Source organism: Lolliginicoccus lacisalsi (genome assembly GCF_014841105.1).
Lineage (GTDB): Bacteria > Actinomycetota > Actinomycetes > Mycobacteriales > Mycobacteriaceae > Lolliginicoccus > Lolliginicoccus lacisalsi.
Genome location: NZ_JACYWE010000001.1, coordinates 344,629 through 365,367, shown reverse-complemented (window position 1 = coordinate 365,367; position 20,739 = coordinate 344,629). Strand labels below are relative to the sequence as shown.

General features: G+C 69.5%; 19 protein-coding genes. 15 read left to right on the top strand and 4 right to left on the bottom strand.

Translation table 11 applies throughout. The annotated features are described in order from the left end of the window. Window positions 1-89 precede the first annotated feature (89 nt). Together HT102_RS01660 and HT102_RS01655 are read right to left on the bottom strand one after the other, a co-directional pair. Window positions 90-1,169: a quinone-dependent dihydroorotate dehydrogenase gene (locus HT102_RS01660; RefSeq protein WP_192038003.1), complete on the bottom strand. Its 1,080-nt coding sequence runs from the start codon at window positions 1,167-1,169 to the stop codon at window positions 90-92. Between the two features lie 21 nt (window positions 1,170-1,190). After that, the gene (locus tag HT102_RS01655; protein WP_192037665.1) at window positions 1,191-2,234 is read right to left on the bottom strand and encodes a YncE family protein; all 1,044 of its coding nucleotides are present in this window, start codon (window positions 2,232-2,234) and stop codon (window positions 1,191-1,193) included. A 206-nt stretch (window positions 2,235-2,440) separates the two neighbouring features. Between HT102_RS01655 and HT102_RS01650 the strand changes: the two genes are divergently transcribed. The 9 genes from HT102_RS01650 (at window position 2,441) to HT102_RS01610 (ending at window position 10,484) form a co-directional block, all read left to right on the top strand. Continuing rightward, window positions 2,441-2,815, top strand: a complete 375-nt coding sequence (locus HT102_RS01650) for a hypothetical protein (RefSeq protein ID WP_192037664.1) — start codon at window positions 2,441-2,443, stop codon at window positions 2,813-2,815. Between the two features lie 49 nt (window positions 2,816-2,864). Beyond that, window positions 2,865-3,908 carry an LLM class F420-dependent oxidoreductase gene (locus tag HT102_RS01645; protein ID WP_192037663.1) on the top strand — a complete coding sequence of 348 codons (1,044 nt, stop codon included), beginning with the start codon at window positions 2,865-2,867 and terminating at the stop codon, window positions 3,906-3,908. Window positions 3,909-3,946: 38 nt separating this feature from the next. Further along, window positions 3,947-4,780, top strand: coding sequence for an undecaprenyl-diphosphate phosphatase (locus HT102_RS01640; RefSeq protein WP_192038002.1), 834 nt, complete (start codon window positions 3,947-3,949; stop codon window positions 4,778-4,780). A 63-nt stretch (window positions 4,781-4,843) separates the two neighbouring features. Then, a complete protein-coding gene (locus tag HT102_RS01635; protein WP_192037662.1) occupies window positions 4,844-5,530 on the top strand; it encodes a histidine phosphatase family protein in 687 nt (228 codons plus the stop codon). A 47-nt stretch (window positions 5,531-5,577) separates the two neighbouring features. Further along, on the top strand, window positions 5,578-6,177 hold the full coding sequence (locus tag HT102_RS01630) for a DUF3090 domain-containing protein (RefSeq protein ID WP_192037661.1): 600 nt from the start codon (window positions 5,578-5,580) through the stop codon (window positions 6,175-6,177). Then, on the top strand, window positions 6,177-6,965 hold the full coding sequence (locus tag HT102_RS01625; RefSeq protein ID WP_192037660.1) for an SCO1664 family protein: 789 nt from the start codon (window positions 6,177-6,179) through the stop codon (window positions 6,963-6,965). Before HT102_RS01630 ends, HT102_RS01625 begins: the two co-directional genes overlap by 1 nt. Before the next feature lie 59 nt (window positions 6,966-7,024). Next, the gene (gene mshC / locus HT102_RS01620; protein WP_192037659.1) at window positions 7,025-8,278 is read left to right on the top strand and encodes a cysteine--1-D-myo-inosityl 2-amino-2-deoxy-alpha-D-glucopyranoside ligase; all 1,254 of its coding nucleotides are present in this window, start codon (window positions 7,025-7,027) and stop codon (window positions 8,276-8,278) included. 373 nt (window positions 8,279-8,651) lie between these two features. Continuing rightward, window positions 8,652-9,020, top strand: a complete 369-nt coding sequence (locus HT102_RS01615) for a hypothetical protein (protein ID WP_192037658.1) — start codon at window positions 8,652-8,654, stop codon at window positions 9,018-9,020. 36 nt (window positions 9,021-9,056) lie between these two features. Then, the gene (locus HT102_RS01610) at window positions 9,057-10,484 is read left to right on the top strand and encodes a wax ester/triacylglycerol synthase domain-containing protein (RefSeq protein WP_192037657.1); all 1,428 of its coding nucleotides are present in this window, start codon (window positions 9,057-9,059) and stop codon (window positions 10,482-10,484) included. A gap of 43 nt (window positions 10,485-10,527) precedes the next feature. Here HT102_RS01610 and HT102_RS01605 read toward each other — a convergent pair whose 3' ends face one another. Further along, window positions 10,528-10,824, bottom strand: coding sequence for a hypothetical protein (locus tag HT102_RS01605; RefSeq protein ID WP_192037656.1), 297 nt, complete (start codon window positions 10,822-10,824; stop codon window positions 10,528-10,530). A gap of 75 nt (window positions 10,825-10,899) precedes the next feature. Next, window positions 10,900-11,751: a PAC2 family protein gene (locus HT102_RS01600; RefSeq protein ID WP_192038001.1), complete on the bottom strand. Its 852-nt coding sequence runs from the start codon at window positions 11,749-11,751 to the stop codon at window positions 10,900-10,902. A 207-nt stretch (window positions 11,752-11,958) separates the two neighbouring features. On the opposite strand from HT102_RS01600, the gene metH reads away from it, so the two are divergent. The 6 genes from metH to HT102_RS01570 all read left to right on the top strand — a co-directional run bounded on the left by metH (window position 11,959) and on the right by HT102_RS01570 (window position 20,716). Further along, window positions 11,959-15,525: a methionine synthase gene (gene metH / locus HT102_RS01595; RefSeq protein ID WP_192037655.1), complete on the top strand. Its 3,567-nt coding sequence runs from the start codon at window positions 11,959-11,961 to the stop codon at window positions 15,523-15,525. Next, window positions 15,518-16,201 carry an HAD family hydrolase gene (locus HT102_RS01590; protein ID WP_192037654.1) on the top strand — a complete coding sequence of 228 codons (684 nt, stop codon included), beginning with the start codon at window positions 15,518-15,520 and terminating at the stop codon, window positions 16,199-16,201. Before metH ends, HT102_RS01590 begins: the two co-directional genes overlap by 8 nt. Before the next feature lie 103 nt (window positions 16,202-16,304). Further along, entirely contained in the window at window positions 16,305-17,441 is a 1,137-nt protein-coding gene (locus HT102_RS16230) for a sensor histidine kinase (protein WP_192037653.1), read from the top strand. Next, window positions 17,438-18,484 (top strand): hypothetical protein, encoded by a 1,047-nt coding sequence (locus tag HT102_RS01580; RefSeq protein ID WP_192037652.1) that lies wholly within the window; start codon window positions 17,438-17,440, stop codon window positions 18,482-18,484. The genes HT102_RS16230 and HT102_RS01580 overlap by 4 nt, the downstream gene beginning before the upstream one ends. Further along, window positions 18,475-19,665, top strand: a complete 1,191-nt coding sequence (locus tag HT102_RS01575) for a sensor histidine kinase (protein WP_192037651.1) — start codon at window positions 18,475-18,477, stop codon at window positions 19,663-19,665. The genes HT102_RS01580 and HT102_RS01575 overlap by 10 nt, the downstream gene beginning before the upstream one ends. Further along, complete coding sequence (locus tag HT102_RS01570) at window positions 19,658-20,716, top strand: hypothetical protein (RefSeq protein WP_192037650.1); 1,059 nt, start codon at window positions 19,658-19,660, stop codon at window positions 20,714-20,716. Before HT102_RS01575 ends, HT102_RS01570 begins: the two co-directional genes overlap by 8 nt. The last annotated feature ends 23 nt before the right edge of the window (window positions 20,717-20,739 follow it).

Sequence of the window (20,739 nt, the reverse complement as noted above, 5' to 3'; positions counted from 1 at the left end):
CCGGCCCGAGCGGGGAAAGTTTCCACTCCGCGGCTAGGGTTCCTGCTCCGCGGCTGGGGTTCCTGCTCCGCGGCTGGGGCCAGCCCCAGCTAGCGGGCGCCTTGCCGGTTCTCGCTGCCCACCGCCTCGGCGAGCGATGCGTATCCGTGGGCGCGCAGCTTGCGGGCGATCCCCTCGTTGATGCGGCGCGGCCACAGCGGCCCGCCATAGATGTACCCGGTGTATCCCTGGAGCAGCGAGGCGCCCGCCTGGATGCGCTGCCAGGCCTGGTCGACGGTCTCGATGCCACCCGCGGAGACGAGGGTGATGCGCCCGCCCGTCCGCCGGTGCAGGCGCCGGAGCACGTCGAGCGAGCGGTCGGCGACGGGGGCGCCGGAGAGCCCGCCAGCGCCCATGGCCTCGACCTCGGCAGCGGGAGTGTTGAGGCCCGCTCGGGAGATCGTGGTGTTGGTCGCGACAATGCCGTCGAGCTCGAGCTCGAGCGCCAGGTCGGCGACGGCGTCGATGTCCTCGTCGGAGAGGTCGGGGGCGATCTTGACGAGGACGGGGACGGTGACGGCAGCGCGGATCGCGGTGAGCAGCGGGCGCAGGGACTCGACGGCCTGGAGGTCACGCAACCCGGGCGTATTGGGGGAGCTGACGTTGACGACGAGGAAGTCCGACAGCGGGCCGAGCAGGCGCGCGGAGGCGAGGTAGTCGCTGATCGCCTCGTCGGTGGGGACGACCTTGGTCTTGCCGATGTTCGCACCGATCGGAATGCTGGTGCGCCGCTTGCGGAGGTTGTTGGTGGCGAAGCCGGCGCCGTGGTTGTTGAAACCCATGCGGTTGATGAGCGCGTGGTCGGCGGGGAGCCGGAACAGGCGCGGCGCGGGGTTGCCGGGCTGGGCGTGAGCAGTGACCGTGCCGATCCCGGCGTAGCCGAAACCGATCGGTCCCCACGAGTTGACGGCCGCGGCGTTCTTGTCGAAGCCGGCGGCGAGGCCGAGGGGTGCCGGGAACCCGACCCCGAAGGCGGTGCTGCGGAGGATGGGGTCGTGGCGGGCGAGCAGCGCACTGCTGATCCAGCTCAGCGGCGCAATGATGCCTACCGCCTTGATCGCGCCAAACACGAACCGGTGGATGACCTCTGGTGGCAGGAGGAACATCAGCCTCAGCAGTATGCGGTACACCATTTCTCCCTGATCGTGCGGCTAGCGTGCGTCCGAGGCCCGGATGCGCTGGATTCCGTCGCCGGTCGCGGACGCGATGTAGACAAATCCGTTGTCGCTGTCAATGGTGACAGAGTCAGGTTGCCGTACGGTCGCATACCGGGCGACCTCTACGGGAATCCCCGTGTCGAGCGTGTACGCGGCGATCTCGTTGCGACCCGTCTGGGTGACCCAGGCAAGATCCTCTTGTGCATCGTAGGCAATGCCGTGGGGCGAATCAGGAACGGGATAGCGCTGGCGCAGGATGAGCCGGTCGAGCGAGTACACGAGCAACTCGCCGTCGCGGGTGTTGGCGACGAGGACGCGCCCCCGCGGATCCGCGACCATGGTGGATGCCCCGTTGCCCGCCCGCAGAGCGAATCCGACGGTGTCCCGCGCGAGCAGGACCTCGGTGATCTTGGACTGGCGACGGTCGAGCGCGGCGATGCTGCCGCCCACGCTGACGAGCACGTCCGTTCCCACGAGCCCGGTGATCCGCGGTTCTTCGAGCGAGATTCCCTCTGAAGCCGGGTCAAGGACGTGGATGGCCCCGTCGCTGGTGCCGGCGGCGAGCACATCGTCGGCGACGAGGGTGATGGAGACGAGATCAGCGCCTCCCTCGAGGCGGGCGATCTCGCGCGGACGGGGATCGTTGAGGTCGATCGCGAGCACGGCCGGCCCGGCGGTGACGTAGGCCGTGCCAGCGCCGTCGAGGGCGAGGGCCGTCGGGCTGGCGGGCAGATCGATCTGCTCGAGGCCGGGCGGGGGAGCATCGGTGGGCGCGGTGGCGAGCTCGCGGGTGATCAGGACTGCCTGCTCTGCGAGCAGGATCGTCGCGCCGGTGGCGGGGTCCCACTCGATGCCGTGGACCGCGCTGGCCAGCGGAACGATGTCGAGGTCTTCCGCAGCGTCCTGCGCGGGGGCGGCCGCGGGGGTCGCCGGAGGCACGGTGGGCACGTTCGGGGATCCTTGCTGGTCGCCGCAGCCCGACAGGGCTAGAGCGCAGGCAAGCGCGAGCAGGGCCGGGAGGCCGCGGGGGACGTTCACGATGCGGGTAAGCCTTCCAGTGCGCGGGACGACGCGGGCCGGGTCGACGGGCCTCGCAAAAAGTGCGATACGGGCGTGTCGTTGGCGGTACCGTGGGCATTGCAATGATAGGGGACGCGCCCACGAAGGTCGCGGACGAAACCGACCATTGCGCTCTGCGTGTCTAGAGGAACAACGTGGTTACTCACCAGCATGGAGGTAATGGCATGACAGCGAGCACCGCTCCCGGCTTTGTCATCGACGACCTTTCCCTCGATCCCTACGCCCACGGCTTCGGGCAGACGCCCGACGGGCGCACCTTCACCTTCCAGGTCCGCAACCATCTCCTGCACGTGGAGGTGTACCGCCCCGGCCTCTCGACAACCGTACCCGACACCGCGGACGTCGCAGGCACAGCAGACCTCTCCATCGTCGACATCGACGTCGCCGACGAGCGCAGCGTCATCGCGGCCGTGCGCGACGCGGTCACCGACACCGAGCATCGGCTCGACCATCTCCGTGTCGAGAGCCCGCTCTCGACCTGGCTCCACCGCATCACCTCCCTCCTCGATCGGCGCGAGCCAAGCCACGCCCGCTGCTGATCCACCGTCCGCACGCCCCCGGCACGCTTGGCGCGGTACCGTTCTAGGCATGAAACTCGGCCTGAATGCCGGCTACTGGGGGCTCGGCAACGATGGGGGCAACCTCGAAGTAGCGAAGCGTGCGGAGGAGCTCGGATTCTCCTCGGTCTGGGTGGCGGAGGCCTATGGCTCGGACGCCGCCACGGTGATGGCCTGGATCGCCGCCCATACCTCGCGCATCGGCATCGGCTCCGCCGTCATGCAGATCCCCGCGCGAACCCCGGCAATGACCGCGATGACCGCGGCGACGCTCGACACGATGTCCGGTCACCGCTTCCGGCTCGGGCTCGGCGTGTCCGGCCCGCAGGTGTCCGAGGGCTGGCACGGGGTGCGGTTCTCCCAGCCGCTCGCCCGCACCCGCGAGTACGTCGAGATCGTGCGGTCCGCGCTGCGCCGCGAGAAGCTCGTCCACCAGGGCAAGCACTACCCCCTGCCGCTTCCCGACGGCCCGGGCAAGCCGATCCACCTGACCGTGCAGGGCGCCCGCGAGGACATCCCGATCTACCTGGCGGCCATCGGGCCACGCAACCTCGAGCTGTCCGGGGAGATCGCGGACGGCTGGCTCGGCATGTTCGCCTCGCCCGGGATGCTGCCCGAGCAGCTCGCCCACGTGGAGGCCGGGCGCGCCAAGGCAGGCAAGCAGCTCGCCGGTTTCGACGTCGCGCCGACGCTGCCGCTCGTGCCCGGCGATGACTGGCGCGCCGCCGCCGACGCGACCCGCATGTTCACCGCGCTCTACGTGGGCGGCATGGGCAGCCGGGAGAAGAACTTCTACCACCAGAACGCCACGCGCATGGGCTACGGAGCCGCAGCGGACGAGGTGCAGGATCACTTCCTCGCCAAGCGCTACGCCGAGGCACAGGCGGCGCTGCCCGCGGAGTTCCTCGACGAGGTGGGATTGCTCGGCCCGGTCGACCGGATCGCGGAGAAGATGCGCGCGTACGCCGAGGCGGGCGTCACCAATCTCATCATCAGCGTGATGCCGGGGCTCGACCCCTTCGCGGTCCTGCGCACCGCCATCGAGGCGTACGAGAAGTCAGGGGTCGCCGAGTGAACCAGCTCGTCGCGCAGGCTGCCGGGACGGCCGAGCACATGTCCTGGCTGCAAGTGATCGTGTTGTCGATCATCCAGGGGCTCACCGAGTTCCTGCCCATCTCCTCCTCGGGGCACATGCGCCTGGCCGATGAGCTGCTGTTCGGCACCGACGCCGGCGCGTCGTTCACGGCGGTCTCGCAGCTTGGCACCGAGGCGGCGGTCCTGGTGTTCTTCGCCAAGGACATCTATTCCATCGCGCGCGGCTGGCTGCACGGCCTCATCAGCAAGGAGGCGCGGCAGGCGTTCGAGTACCGGATGGGCTGGTACATCATCATTGGTTCGCTGCCGATCGGCGTGCTCGGCTTCATCTTCCGGGACGAGGTCCGGGAAGGAGCGCGGAACCTGTGGATCATCGCGTGGATGTTCATCATCGCGGGGTTGCTCCTCGGTGCCGCCGACTACTGGGGCAGCAAGCGCCGTCCTGTCGCGGAGATCAACGGCAAGGACGCCGTAGGCATGGGCATAGCGCAGGCATTCGCGCTGATTCCCGGTGTGTCCCGCTCGGGCGGCACCATGACCGCGGGCCTCGCCCTGGGCCTCGACCGCTACGCCGCCGCCCGCTTCTCGTTCTACCTCGCCATCCCCGCCGTAGTGGCCGCGGGACTGTTCAGCCTGCCCGATGCGTTCAATCCGTCGGGAACGGGGCTGAGCGCCACGGGCCTCCAGCTCGCGGTGACCACAGTGATCACCTTCATCGTCGGCTATGCGACCATCGCCTGGTTCCTGCGCTTCGTCCAGAGCTACTCGATGATGTGGTTCGTGGGATACCGGGTCATCGTCGGCGTGATCATGCTGGCCCTGCTGTCAGCGGGCACGATCAGCGCGACGTGACGGGAGGCCGAGCACTCGACATGGGGGCGGCCACCGCGCCGGCACCGGCACTACAGTGATGGCATGACGGTCCTGCTGCTGCGCCATGGTCGATCCCACGCCAACACCTCCGGCATCCTCGCCGGGCGCAGCAGCGACATCAGCCTCGACGAGCGTGGCCTGGCCCAGGCACACGACCTGGTGGAGCGACTATCCGGCGTCCCGCTCGTCCGCATCGTGCATTCGCCACTGCTGCGCTGCGCCCAGACCGTCGCGCCCCTGGCCGAGCGTTGTGGCATCGAGCCGATCATCGAGGACCGGCTCATCGAGGTCGATTACGGCTCATGGACGGGCCGCTCGCTGGCGGACCTCGTGGACGAGCCGTTGTGGCGGGTGGTGCAGCAGCACCCAGCGGCAGTGGCGTTCCCGGGCGGGGAGTCGATGCCAGCGATGCAGGCCCGCGCCGTCGCGGCGGTCCGCGAGCATGACGAGCGCCTTCGCGCGGAGCACGGTCGCGATGTGGCATGGCTGGCCTGCTCGCACGGCGACATCATCAAGGCGATCGTCGCTGACGCGCTGGGCCTGCACCTCGACGGGTTCCAGCGGATCGTAGTCGAGCCCGGCTCGGTGAGCGTCGTCCGCTACACCGAGACGCGCCCGTTCCTGCACCACTTGAACGACCATGGCTCGCGCTTCGATGGGCTCGGGCACCCTGGCACGGGCGGCGGCGCGTCGTCGGAGGCCGCCGTGGGCGGCCATGTGCCTCGCTAGCATCGACTCGCGCGACCGGAACCGCACACAGTAGGGTTGGAGAAGCCATGTCACGCGTGATCCATGTTTTCCGCAGCCCCGATCGTTTCATCGCCGGAACCGTCGGGCAGCCCGGCGATCGCACGTTCTACCTGCAAGCGATCCACGAGAAGCGCGTGGTGAGCGTGATGCTCGAGAAGCAGCAGGTCCAGGTTCTCGCCGACCGCGTCGGGGCGATGCTCGACGAGGTGCGCAAGCGGTTCGGAGCACCCATACCGCCGCCCGCGGACGAGTTCACTGACACCGATCCGCTGGTCAGCCCGGTCGAGCCCGAGTTCCGGGTCGGCACGATGGGCCTGGGCTGGGACGCGGAGGCCGGCTCGGTGGTCGTGGAGCTGCTCGCGCTCACCGAGGGCGAGGTCGACGAATCCGTGGTGCTCGGCGACGCCGAGGAAGGCCCCGACGCACTGCGCGTGTTCCTGGTGCCCGAGCGGGCACGGGAGTTCGTCGCGCGCGCTCATTCCATCGTCTCCGCCGGACGGCCCACATGCCCCCTCTGCGGCGAGCCCCTCGACCCCGAGGGCCACCTCTGCATCCGGCTCAATGGCTACCGCCGCGGCGTGCACATAGATCCGCACGAAGCGCCCGATAGCGACGACGACGAGTGATGGCGGGCACCGCTAGCGTGCTCGGCGAGGGAGCGCTGGCGATACTGGGCCGCATCCCCGCCGCGAGCAACGTCAGCTTCCTGTGCGACGCGCAGCTCGATGGGAGACGGCAACGCTGCATCTACAAGCCTGTGCGCGGTGAGCGGCCACTCTGGGACTTTCCTGACGGGACGCTCGCAGGCCGCGAGCACGCCTCCTACCTCATCGACCGCGCGCTCGGCATCGGAGCGATACCCGTGACAGTGCTGCGCGATGGCCCGCACGGCCCGGGCATGGTGCAGGAATGGATCGAGACGACCGAGGAGACCGACGACCTCGTGGGCGTGTTCCCCGCCGCCGCGATTGAGCCCGGCTACCTGCCGGTGCTGCGGGCATGGTCCGACGACGAGCCACCCGAGGAGCTCGTCATCGCTCACCGCGACGAACCGCGCCTGCGCGAGATCGCCCTGCTCGACGTGGTGCTCAACAACACCGACCGCAAGGGCGGGCACGTCATCGCCGGGCCGGGCGGGCGCATCCACGCCATCGATCATGGGATCTGCCTGCACGCCGACGACAAGCTCCGCACCGTGCTGTGGGGATGGGCGGGCGCGCCGCTCACCGCGGACGAGCACGACCGCCTCGGCGCGCTCCTCGCGGCGCTCGACAAAAACCTCTCGGAAGCGCTGGCCGAGCACCTGCCCCCCGCGGAGCTCGCGGCGCTGCGCGACCGGACCGCGCGGCTGCGGGAATCAGGCATGCTGCCCGTTCCGGTCTCGCCGAACCCCATCCCGTGGCCGCTCTGGTAGCCGGGGCATGAGGGCGCGCGACTGTGGCGAGCAGCAGCGCAACGCCTACAGTGGGAGACATGCTGTCCTGGTCTGCCCCTGATCTGCCCTCCATCGGGGCACCGCATCGCCGTGGCCCGGCGCTCCGCCTCTTCGACACCGCTGATCGCGCGCTGCGTCCGGTCTCACCAGGGCCGACCGCCACGATGTACGTGTGCGGCATCACCCCCTACGACGCCACGCACCTCGGCCACGCGGCGACCTACCTGGCGTTCGACATCATCAATCGCGTCCTGCGCGACCTCGGGCACGACGTTCACTACGTGCAGAACGTCACCGATGTCGATGACCCCCTGTTCGAGCGTGCCGAGCGCGACGGCGAGGACTGGATCGTCCTCGGGATGCGCGAGACCGCGCTGTTCCGCGAGGACATGGAAGCCCTGCGCGTGCTCCCGCCGCGCGACTACATCGGTGCGGTCGAGTCGATCCACGAAGTGATCGAGATGGTCGAGAAGCTCGTCTCCTCCGGCCATGCCTACACCGTCGACGATGCCGAGCACCCGGACGTGTATTTCCCCATCGCCGCGACCGAGCAGTTCGGGTACGAGTCGGGCTACGACGCCGAGACCATGCGCCGCTTCTTCGCCGAGCGCGGCGGCGACCCCGATCGCCCGGGCAAGCGGGACCCCCTCGATGCACTGCTCTGGCGGGCCGAGCGGCCCGGCGAGCCGTCCTGGGACTCGCCCTTCGGCAAGGGACGGCCTGGCTGGCACATCGAATGCTCCGCCATCGCGCTCAACCGCATCGGTGTCGGCTTCGACATTCAAGGCGGCGGAAGCGATCTCATCTTCCCGCATCACGAGTTCTCCGCCGCGCACGCCGAGGCCGCGACGGGCGCGCGACGCATGGCGCGGCACTACGTGCACACCGGCATGATCGGCCTCGACGGGGAAAAGATGTCCAAGAGCCGGGGCAACCTCGTGTTCGTCTCGCGGCTGCGCGGGCAGGGCGTCGACCCGGCCGCGATCCGCCTCGCCTTGCTCAATGGCCACTACCGGGAGGACCGGCACTGGACGGACGAGCTGCTCGCCGACGCGGAGCGCAGGCTCGCCCGCTGGCGCGACGCCGTCCGGCGAGAGGGCGCCCCCGATGCTTCCGGCGTCATCGCGGAGGTGCGCAGGCATCTCGCCGATGATCTGAACACCCCGGGCGCGCTGGCCGCCCTGGATTTCTGGGCGGCGGAGGCCACCGATCGCGGAGGACGCAGCGCCACCGCCGGTGCCGACGTTGCTGCCACTGTGGATGCGCTGCTCGGGGTGTCGCTGCTGGGCTAGCTTTCTCGGCGCTCCTCGCTGGTTGGCTGGCTCGGCGCTCGGTGGCGGCGCGGGCCCGCAAACGCGATAGAAGCTGCTGCGAATCCAGGTCAGTTTCTATCGCGTTTGGCGATATCGGGTGCTTTTGCCGCGCGGAGCCCACCGCGCGAGCCCACCGAGCGGAGCCCACCGCGCGAGCCCACCGCGCGGGAGCCAACCGCGCGGAGCCAGCGAGGAGCCCACGCTGTGTGCGCTATCACACCGAGTTTGCCGGGTGTTCACCAGGATTCCTGAAACATTGCTCCGGCAACTACCGATAAGCAGGGTAGTACGCCACGCTCGTTGCCCCCGAGCGTGCCCAGCCACACTGCAGAACTAGGTGGAGATCAACTCGATGCGCAACACCGCCTTGACCATCAGCGTGACCAACCTCACCGCAGAGCCGCTCGTTGTCGATTCGCCCTCCCCGGCCGACCGAGCGAACAGGAGCGACGCCATTCCAGCTCCCGCCATGATCCCGCCTCGCGCAGCGGTCGCTTTCCGAGTGCCCGCGAGCAGCGCGCATGGGCTGACGCTCCTCGTCGGGGGCGACCGTGATCGCCCGGTGTTCCTGTACCTCGGCGGGCCGGAGGAGTCCTCGATCGTCGAGGCATGGTGCCCGCCGACGTATACGGCAGGCGTCAGCCAGACCAGCGTGGGCGGCTACTCCCTGACGATCGCGCCGGCGCTGCGCGCGGCCCGTCCCGTGGCGATGGCGAGCTAGGGACACCGGCAAGCGCCGGGGCGTAGGGTCGAGCCTGTGAGGCTCGACGACACCAGCACCTGGATGACCTACCTGAACGAGGGTGCGCAGGCTTCGGCGATAATGCATGTCCTGTTCGTCGATCCCCGGCAGGCCGATGGGGTTCCCGATTCGTCGGCCTTGCTGCGGGGATTCGTCGCGGAGCGCCTCGCGCATCACCCCTGTTTCCAGCGTCGTATCGTTCGTTCTCCGGGTGGGCTGGGCAGTAGCCATCTGGTGGTGGATCCCGGGTTCGATATCGCTGACCATGTCAGTGTCGAGGCTCTCGACCCTTCGCTGACGTGGGCAGGATTCTGTGACCGGCTGGTGGCGATCCGCCATGAGCGCCTCGATCCGCAGCGCGCGCCCTGGCATGTGATGTTGCTGACCGGGGTGCCGGATGGGCCCGGAATCCGGCCGGGCACGATGGCGCTGGTGGTGCGCACCGAGCATGCCGTGATGGACGGGGGCGCCTCGGCGGCTTTCGTCCGGGCGCTGCTGGCGGTATCGCCGCTCGTTCCGGCCCGGCCTCCCACGACGGACTCCGGCTCGGGGGCACGAGCCCTACCTCTTCCCCCGGCGACGGTCGTGGCCGCGAGCAGCATCGCCGAGATGCCGCGGCGCGCATTGCGGTTCGCCGCGAGCATCGGGCAGGCGCGGACGAGATCCGGCTCGGGCGGCGCAGCGGTCGAGGGGCTGGAGGGCCGTGGACCGCGGGCGGCCACTGATCCGGCGGGCTCCGGGCATCGGTTCTTCGTGGTGACGACCTCGCTGCGCGCGATGAACGAGGCGCGGGCGGGCATTCCTGGCGCGACGGTCAATGATGCGGTGCTCGCGCTGGTCGGCGGCGCGCTGCGCCGATACCTTCTGGAGCACGCCACGTTGCCCGAGGTCCCGCTTCGATCGATCGTGACCGTCTCGACCACTGGTGGCACGGATGGCCGGGAGCGGTTGATCGGCAACGATTTCGCCATGGTGATCTTTCCCCTGCGCACCGATATCGAGGACCCGCTGGAACGTGTCGCGGCGATCGCGGGCGCATCGGGTCGGATCAAGACCGCGCTCGCCGACGGGCCTCGGCTGCATGGGGAACGGGCGATGCAGGCGATCCCGCCGCTGTTCCTGCCTCGGGCACTGTCGTTGCTGGGCCGCCTGCAACGACGGCGGACGCCGGGCACGCAGGCTCCGGCGGCCAACGCTGTGCTGGTCAACGTTCCGATCGGTCCTGGTCCGCTCGCGCTCGGCGGTGCCCCGGTCTATCGATCGCTGGGCGTCCCCTTCATCGAGGGGCTCGGGGTGGCGCACTGGGTTTCCACGCTCGGCGATGACATGACGATCGGTGTCCTGGCGCGATCGGGAAGCATCACCGACCTCGATTCGTACCAGGGGGCGTTCGCGCAGGAGCTTGCCGCTATGCGCGCCGGGGCTAGCCCAGCCGGGAACTAGCCCAACCGGTGACTAGCCCAACCGGCGACTAGCCCGGCCGGGGCTACCAGCGCCGTCGTCCCATCGGGCCGCTCCGTCGCTCCAGGGTGTCGAGGGTGCTGACGATGACGCGCGTGTAGGTGGCGATGCTCCCGGCGATCAGCAGCAGCATCGCGATCGGCAGGAGGAACGGTAGTCCGTCGAGATCCTCGAGCACGGTGGCGCGGGCAATGAACACCCCGATCCCCGCCCACAGCACTACCGCGCTGACCCTCCAGTAGGTCTTGGGCCCGGTCGCGGCAAAGGCGAGCACGGTCGCGGTCATCACTGCGATGGCGACCAGCGCGAGGATGGCGAACATGCGATCCTCCTGTTCTTGGCGTTGGTGGTACTCCTCCAGGATCCCGGATCCGCGGCGCGAGCGCGAGGGGCGCTGCTAGGCAGGGGAGCCGGGACCATGCCCTCCGGCGGTGCCAGGGCCGCGTCGGCGCAGGTAGCGCTCGAACTCGTGGGCGATATCATCCCCATCGATCTTTGATGCGAGCTGCCCGAGATCGTCCTCGGCGTCTCCTCGTTCCTCGAGCGCCCGGACGTACTCGGCGATCTCCTCGTCGTCCTCGGCCATCTCGCTGATCGCTTGCTCCCATTCCTCGGCCTGGGCGGGGAGCTCGCCGAGCGGGACCTCCATGTCGAGGACGTCCTCGACGCGGCGCAGCAGCGCGACGGTGCCCTTGGGATTGGGCGGCTGCGCCACATAGTGGGGGATCGCGGCCCAGAAGCTTACTGCGGGAATACCGCGCCGCACGCACTCGTCCTGCAGCACGCCCACGATGCCCGTGGGGCCCTCGTACTTGGTCTGCTCCAAGCCGTACTGCTTGGCGACCTCGGCGCTGAAGGCCGTGCCGGATACCGGTACGGGCCGGGTGTGGGGGGCGTCGGCGAGCAGCGCCCCGATGAGGATGATCCTGGTGACGTCGAGGGACTCGGCGAGCTCGAGCAGCTCGTCGCAGAAGGTCTTCCACCGGAAGTTCGGCTCGATGCCGCGCAGCAGCACGAGGTCGTGATCGCTGCCGGGGGGCGTGCACGCGGAGACGCGCGTGGTGGGCCAGGTGATCTCCCGGGTGACGCCGTTGGCAAGCCGCACGATGGGGCGGTTGACCTGGTAGTCGTAGTAGTCGTCGGCGTCGAGCTCGGCGAGCGGCGCGGCGTCCCAGTTGAGCTCGAGGTGCTCCACCGCGTCGGTGGCTGCGTCGCCCGCGTCGTTCCATCCCTCGAACGCGGCCACCATGACGGGGGCGCGGAGGACTGGCGGGTCGTTGGTCACGTAGCGGAAGCTCACATATGCAGCCTACGACCGATCGGGCCGGGGCGGCGTACCGGTGCGCGGTTTCGGCGGTCCTGAGCGAGCGGGTAGCGTGGCGCGGGCGAGGCGCTCGCGCTGCAGCGCGAGCGCCAAAGATGAGGATTGTCGGTCCTGACCATTACCCTGGAGCCCATGCCTGTGCCTTCGTCGAAGTTTCTCGATGCCCTGTCCCGTCGCGTCCTGATCGGCGACGGCGCGATGGGCACGATGCTGCAGGCGGCGGACCTTACCCTCGACGACTTCCTCGGCCTCGAGGGCTGCAACGAGATCCTCAACGAGACGCGGCCCGATGTGCTGCGCCATATCCACTTGTCCTATCTCGAGGCCGGCGCTGATGCCATCGAGACCAATACGTTCGGCTGCAACCTGCCGAACCTCGCTGACTATGACATCGCTGATCGCATCCGCGACCTCTCCGAGCGGGGCACCCGCCTCGCGCGCGAGGCCTGCGACGAGTATGGCCCGGGCGAGGATGGCATCGGCCGGTTCGTGCTGGGGTCCATTGGCCCGGGCACGAAGCTGCCCACCCTCGGCCATGCACCTTTCGCTGACCTGCGCGATGCCTACACCGAGTGTGCCCTCGGCATGATCGATGGTGGCGCGGACGCAATCCTCATCGAGACCAGCCAGGACTTGCTGCAGGTCAAGGCCGCGATCATCGGTGCGCAGCACGCCATGGACAAGGCGGGGACGCGCCTGCCGATCATCACGCACGTCACGATGGAGACCACCGGAACCATGCTGCTCGGCAGCGAGATCGGTGCCGCGCTCACCGCCCTCGAGCCGCTCGGCATCGACATGATCGGCCTCAACTGCGCCACGGGGCCGGAGGAGATGAGCGAGCACCTCCGGCACCTGTCGAAGCATTCGCGCCTGCCTGTTTCGGTGATGCCCAACGCCGGGTTGCCGGTGCTGGGGGCCAACGGCGCCGAGTACCCATTGACCGCCGACGAGCTCGCCACCGCTCTCACCGGTTTTGTCACCGAGTTCGGCCTCGGGCTCGTGGGCGGCTGTTGCGGCACGACGCCGGAGCACATCACCGCGGTCCGTGACGCTGTCCGGGCCGTCGAGAAGGCCCGCCGGGATCCCCGGCCGGAGCCGGGAGTGGCTTCGCTGTACTCCGCTGTCCCGTTCGAGCAGGACAGCTCCATCCTGATGATCGGTGAGCGCACCAACGCCAATGGCTCCAAGGCTTTCCGCGACGCGATGCTCAACGCCGATTGGCAGAAGTGCCTCGACATCGCCAAGGACCAGACGCGGGATGGCGCGCACATGCTCGACCTGTGCATCGACTATGTCGGCCGCGATGGCGCCGCCGACATGTCCGAGCTCGCCTCCCGGCTGGCTACGTCGTCCACGCTGCCGATCATGCTGGACTCCACCGAGCCGGAGGTGCTGCGGGCGGGCCTCGAGCACCTGGGCGGGCGCTGCGCGGTCAACTCGGTGAACTACGAGGACGGCGCTGGCCCGGATTCCCGCTTCCAGAAAATCATGCGGCTGGTCAAGGAGCATGGTGCAGCCGTGGTGGCGCTGTGCATCGATGAGGAGGGCCAGGCGCGGACCGCCGAGTGGAAGGTGGGCATCGCCGAGCGCCTCATCGAGGACATCACCACGAACTGGGGGATGCGCGAGGAGGACATCATCGTCGACTGCCTCACCTTCCCCATCTCCACCGGGCAGGAGGAGGTGCGCCGCGACGGGCTCGAGACGATCGAGGCGATCCGGATGCTCAAGGAGAAGCGTCCGCGCGTGCACACCACGCTCGGGGTGTCGAACATCTCGTTCGGACTGAACGCGGCCGCCCGGCAGGTACTGAACTCGGTGTTCCTCCACGAGTGCACCCAGGCCGGGCTCGATACCGCCATCGTGCACGCGTCGAAGATCCTCCCGATGTCGAAGATCGGCGAGGAGCAGCGCAAGGTCGCGCTGGATCTGGTGTACAACCGCCGGCGCGATGACTACGACCCCCTCCAGGTGTTCATGGAGCTGTTCGAGGGAGTCTCGGCGGCCTCGGCGCGGGAGTCCCGGGCAGCCGAGCTCGCTGCGCTGCCCCTGTTCGAGCGGCTTGAGCGGCGCATCGTGGACGGCGAGCGCAACGGCCTCGAGGACGATCTCGAGGAGGCAATGGGCGAGAAGTCGCCCATCGCGATCATCAACGATCACCTCCTCGCGGGCATGAAGGTGGTCGGCGAGCTGTTCGGCTCGGGCCAGATGCAGCTTCCCTTCGTCCTCACCTCCGCAGAGGTGATGAAGACTGCGGTCGCGCACCTCGAGCCGCACATGGAGGCCACTGACGAGGACGGCAAGGGGCGGATCGTGCTTGCCACCGTCAAGGGCGACGTCCACGACATCGGCAAGAACCTCGTCGACATCATTCTCAGCAACAATGGCTACGAGGTCGTCAACCTCGGCATCAAGCAGCCCATCTCGACGATCCTCGAGGCAGCCGTGGAGAAGCGCGCCGATGTGATCGGCATGTCCGGGCTCCTCGTCAAGTCCACGGTGGTGATGAAGGAGAACCTCCAGGAGATCAACCAGCGCGGCATGGCCGAGCAGTTCCCGGTCCTGCTCGGTGGCGCGGCACTCACCCGCACCTATGTGGAGAACGATCTGTCGGAGGTCTACGACGGGCAGGTCCGCTACGCGCGCGACGCGTTCGAGGGCCTGCGGCTGATGGACACCATCATCGCCGAGAAGCGCGGCCAGGGGCCCGACCCGGACAGTCCCGAGGCGATCGAGGCCCGGCGCAAGGAGGAGGAGCGCAAGGCGCGGCATGAGCGCTCCAAGCGCATCGCCGAGAAGCGCAAGGCCGAGCAGGCGCCCATCGTCGTGCCCGAGCGCTCCGATGTCGCCGCCGACATGGATGTACCCACTCCACCGTTCTGGGGCACCCGCGTGGTCAAGGGCATCAGCCTCAACGATTACTCCACCACGCTGGACGAGCGGGCCCTGTTCATGGGCCAGTGGGGCCTGCGTGGCGTGCGGGGCAGCGAAGGGCCAAGCTACGAGGAGCTCGTGGAGTCCGAGGGCCGGCCCCGGCTGCGCTACTGGCTCGATCGGCTCGCCACCGAGGGGATCCTCGCCCACGCGGCCGTCGTCTATGGCTACTTCCCGGCGATCTCCGAGAAGGACACCGTGCACGTGCTCGATTCCCCCGAGCCGGATGCGCCCGTGCGGTGCTCGTTCACCTTCCCCCGGCAGCAGCGCGACCGGTTCCTGTGCGTGGCGGACTTCATCCGGTCCCGCGAGCATGCCCGAGAGACCGGGCAGGTGGACGTGCTGCCGTTCCAGCTCGTCACCATGGGCAAGCCCATCGCGGATTTCGCCAACGACCTGTTCGCCGAGAACGCCTACCGCGACTACCTCGAGGTCCATGGCATCGGCGTGCAGCTCACCGAGGCCCTCGCCGAGTACTGGCACAAGCGGGTCCGCGAGGAGCTCGTGTACGAGAGCGGCAGCAAGGTCGCCAGTGATGACCCCGACGACGTGCAGGAGTTCTTCAAGCTCGCGTACCGGGGCGCGCGATACTCCTTCGGCTACGGGGCCTGCCCCGACCTCGAGGACCGGGCGAAGCTCGTGGACCTGCTCGAGCCAGGTCGGCTCGGCGTGGTGCTGTCGGAGGAGTACCAGTTGCATCCCGAGCAGTCCACCGATGCCTTCGTGCTGCACCATCCCGAGGCGAAGTACTTCAATGTCTGACCGGAGCAGCGCCGGGGGGCCGTCGGCGATCCTCTGGGACATGGACGGCACTCTTCTCGACAGCGAGAAGCTGTGGGATGTCTCCCTCGAGGCGCTTGCCGAGCATCTTGGTGGCACGCTTTCCACCCTGGGACGCGAAGCGATGGTCGGCTCCAACATGGCGCACAGCCTGACCATCCTCTTCGACGACCTCGGCATCCCCTGCACGCCTGACGATCTGGATACGGCCCGGGAATGGCTGCGTGCACGGACGGCCGAGCTCTTCGACGCCGGGCTCGAATGGCGCCCGGGCGCGCGCGAGGCGCTCGATCTCGTCGAGGCCAGCGGGCTGCCGATGGCACTGGTCACCAACACCGAGCGCTACCTCACCGAGCGGGCGCTGGGCACCTTGGGCCAGGACAGGTTCAAGGCCATCATCTGCGGTGACGAGGTACAGCTCGGCAAGCCGCACCCCGAGCCGTACCAGAAGGCCGCGAACGAGCTCGGGCTGCGGCCCGGCGATTGCCTGGCCATCGAGGACTCGCCGACGGGAACCGCCGCCGCCGAGGCAGCGGGCGCGACCGTCCTGGTCATCCCCTGCGCGGTGCCCGTTCCGGACGGGCCCCGGCGCATCCAGCGCGAGAGCCTCGAGGGCCTCACCCTGGACGACCTGCGCGCCATCTGGATGCCGAGCTAGCCGGCAGTCCCGGGAGGAGATCCCACCCACGGCCATTGCCGGAGCCTGCATCGCACGAGGGGAGCACGGAGCACTGGACGCACGTTCGCGCACCGAGGAGCGGGTGATCCGGCTCGTGGCGATCATGGCGGGGATCGCCGGTGTTGTCTTCATCCTCGCGGCACTTCCCGCGGTCCGTGAACAAGCGGCCATCGCCTCGCCGGCATGGTCGTTCGCCGGCGCTGCGGCACTCGCTGCCGCTGCCATGCTCACGGTAGTGGCGGGGGCGCTGGCCCCGTTGCGCGGGGTGTGCCGCGCGGGCAGCACCTACGTCGTGCTGTACGCCCTCATCGTCCTGTCCGGTTTCGCCGCGTATCCCCGGGGCAGCCTGGACTGGGGAGGCTGGCCCTGGACCAGTGCCGTCTGTGGCGCAGTGGCATCGGTGGCCGCCGCGGTCTCCTCCCGCAGGGTCGCCTGGATCCACTTGGGGGCAATGATGGGCCTGGTCGTGGCGCAGATGAGCTGGGCGACCGGGGGGCTGTGGGCACGGTTGCTCAGCGAGGAGATCTCCGGTTCCCTGGCCCTTGTCGTCATTCTCGTCGTCGCCGTGGTCGCGCTGCGCAACGGGGCAGCGCTGGTCGATCGGGAGACAGCGGTGATCTGGGCGGAATCCGCGAGCGTCGCGGCGGAGCGGGCGAGCAGCGAGGAGCGCGCGCGGGGGGACGCTCTCGTCCATGACTCGGTTCTCTCGGCCCTGCTCCTAGCGGGCCAGGGGCACGCCGACGAGGAGGCCGTCAAGGCTGCCCGCGAAGGGTTGCGCGCGATCCGCGGCCTCCAGCATCGCGACGAGGACGGCGCGAGCACCCTTGCCCCGCGCGTCGCCGCAGCAATGATCGTGCCCGGCCACGCCGAGCGATGCGGCTTCACCCAGGATGTCATCGCGGTCGGTGAGCTGCCCGTCCCCGCCGTGGCAGTCCGCGCGGTCCAGGCGGCCGTCGGCGAGGCGGTAGCGAACTCGCTGCGCCACGCCGGCCCCGGGCACGTTTCTCGCTGCATCCGTGGGCACGTGGCCGCGGGGCGGATCGCGATCAGTGTCATCGACGACGGGGCCGGGTTCGATCCACGAAAGGTCTCGTCGAGGCGCATCGGCATCGCCCTGTCGATCAAGGAAAGGATGCGGCACCTGCCGGGCGGGCTCGCCGAGGTCGAGTCGATGCCAGGCCGGGGGACCACCGTGCGGATCGGCTGGCAGGCCTCATGAGGAACGACGACGTGTCCGCCGCGGCGATCGCGGGGCTCGGCACTAGGGGAGCGATCGGCGTCGTCACGGCCTGGGTGGTGGTGGGGACCAGCGGGGCAGTGATCGCCAACCACACGTGGCTCGGGGCGATCGGAGCGCTGGTCATCGGCCCGGCGACGTTGGCACTGGCGATCCTCGCCGTCAGCGGGCGGAGCGAGCCGATCCGCGCACGACGTGCATGGCTGGTGGTGGGACTGGCCATGATCGTCGCGATCGCGGAGGGCTGGGTGATCGAGATGCAACCCAGCCAGCCGCGATGGGCGTGGGTAGTGATCGCGGCGATGATGGCGGTGCTGGCCCTGCGGGGACGCACCGCGACCGCCATCACCGGGCACGTCATGGTGTCGGCGACGCATGCCCTCATGCCCGTCGCGGCGGGCCCGGGCTGGCAGGACAGCATAGTGCCCAAGCTGATCTGGACCTCGTGCCTCTTCGCCATCGGTCTCGGCTGCGCGCTGATGCTGCGGGCGCAGAGCCGCAGGGCCACGACGCTGCGCGCGGCAGGCGAGTCCCTCCTCGTGGAGCGGGCGGCGGTGGCAGCCCGCGAGCGCGAGTCCGCCGCATTGGTCACCGAGCTGCGGCAGAGCGCTATCCCTGGCCTCGAGCGCATCGCTGGAGGCGGTCCGCTGGATGCGCGGGAGCGCTCGGAACTGCTCCTCATCGAGGCCGGACTGCGGGACCGTATGCGGGCGCGGGTCCTGGCCACCGAGCGCGTGCTCGACGCGGCCACCCGTGCTCGGCGCCGGGGCATCGATGTCGTGCTGCTCGATGATGGGGGCTTGTCGGGCGCGCGCAGCGAAACCAAGGATGCGGTGGACGCGCTGGTCGCGCGCGTGCTCGATGAGCAAGGGAACGGTACCGTGACCGTACGGGTAGTGCCTCCGGGGCGCGAGCACGCGTGCTCGATCGTCGCGAGCTCCCCCGACGGGGCGCGCCGCGTCACCGTGCGCCAGGGAACACCCATCCAGATCGACGAGGAGTCGGAGGGGCCCGCATGCCACTAGCGAGGCTCATGGCTCGCGAGGACACCGCGTCAGGACGCATGACCCGCGTCCTCGGTTTTGCCCTGGGATTCGCTGGGGCCGCGTTCCTGGGCATCGAGTTCCCCGCAATTCTCGAGCAGATGGCGGGAAACCCATGGTGGTGGCTGCTTCCCGCGATCATCGCGATACCGGGGATGTATGCCGCGATGATCATCGCCTCGGTGTGGGGCAGTGCTCGCGCCGTCCGCCTCATCTGCGGCACGTATCCGGTCCTGTACATCCCCGTCATCGCCGCGCTCCCGCTGGCATTCGAGCCGCACCAGCTCCCGCCCATCACGATGCCCTGGCCCTTGCTCATCGGGTCCGGGACGATCATCACCGCGTCGTTCGTGCTGCCGCTGCGAAGGCTCGTCCCGATCGCGGTCATCTATGCCGCGCTGCACGCGATCGACACCTACTGGGCCCAGGATGGGGTGCCCGTGGACTGGGCCATCCGCGAGGGCATCTCCATCGCCATGATCGGCGTCATCTTCGCGGCGATGATCCGAAGCGTGCAAGCGAATGCCGCACTCATCGATTCCGAGTCCGAGGTGCTGCGCGCCAGGGCGGGCGAGCGGGTCCGCGAGACGGCCATCAACCAGGAGCGCGACAGGCTCGACGCGCTCGTGCACGACACGATCGTCTCGACCTTCGTGGCGGCATGCACCGGGGCGCCCGCGCACAAGGTCCGCGAATCGGCGCTCGGCAGCCTCGAGACGCTCGACTCCCTCGCGCGCAGCGACAGCGACACCGAGCCCGTCATCGCTCGCGAGGCAATCGCTCGGCTGCGCCAGATCGTCGGTGATGTCCGCGAGGACTTCGCGTTCCACGCCAGCGTCGACGACGTTGGCGCCACCTATCCGCTCGAGGTAGTGCGGATGCTCCAGGAAGTGATCGCCGAAGCTGCCCGCAACAGCATCCGCCATGCGGGGCAGGATGCGCGCCGCGGCTTGCTGGTGCGATGTGGCTCCGGCTCGATCTTCGCGATGCTCGCCGACAACGGCAGGGGCTTCGACCCCGCGCGCGTCCCGCCGCGCAGGCTCGGGATCCACACCGCGATGCGGGGACGCGTCGCGCTCATCGAGGGTGCTGGGCTCGAGATCGACAGCGCGCCCGGCGAGGGCACCACCGTCACAGTGACCTGGAGCGGCAACGATGACTGAGGGGACTAGCGGCCGCACCGACACGCCCCGGATGATCGGGCTGCGCAGCGGGCCGGCGCTCGCCATCGCCGCGGCATGGACGATCGCCGAGTGCGCGCGGGCGTGGACGACGGGCACGTGGGAACGCGGCCCCGCCTGGTGGCTGGCCTCGGTGCTGCTGATCGGCGCCGCGACCTTGCTGCTCCTCCGCGCGCCCGGCGACCCGCTGCCGGCCCGGGCGACCGCCGCGATCGCGGTGCTGCCTGGTCTGGCGGCGCTCGCGAACGTCGCGATGATCGGCGCTCCGGACCGCGTGGCGCTCTACGCCTCGTGGACCTGGCCGACGGGCACGATCATCCTGTCCTTCCTGGTCCTGCGCGGCCGGACGCTCGCCGCCTGGGCGGGCGAGGCGCTGCTCTCGGCGACCATCCTCGGCTGGTGGTTCGCCGCTGGCCCCGTGCCGTCGGACATCGCCGATCCGTGGCAGGAGCTGTCCTGGAACCTCAGCATGATCGGCACCTGCACCATCCTGGGCATCACGCTGCGCCGACAGGTCAGTGTCATCAACGAGTTGCGCGATACCGCTGCCTCGGTGGAAGCCGACCGATCGGGCGCGGCAGCGCGGGTCGCCGAGCGTGATCGCCAGCTCGTGTTCCTCAACGCGACCGCGCGGCCCCTGCTCGAGGCGATCGTGCGCGCCGACGAGATCTCTGCCAGCGATCTCGCCCGGATCTCCTCGGTGGAGGCCCAGCTCCGCGACCGCATCCGGGCCAGGTCGCTGGCGACCGAGGAGGTCCTCGCGGCCGCTCGGGATGCCCGGGCCCGGGGCGCGACAGTCATCCTGCTCGACGATGGCGGCCTCGACCACCTCGCGCAGGAGGAGCGAGCATCAGCCGTGCACGCGATCAGCGAGGCGCTGCGCGGCGCGCTGGTCCACGCGGGGCCGGGAACGACGGTGACGGCGCGCGTGCTGCCTCCCGGCCGCGGGGCCATCGCGACCGTACTGAGCATGGCGGACAACGGTGTCACCCGGTTCGAGATCACGCCGGAATCGTTGCCCCGGGCACGCTGAATCGCGGTCGGCGCGGCTTCCGT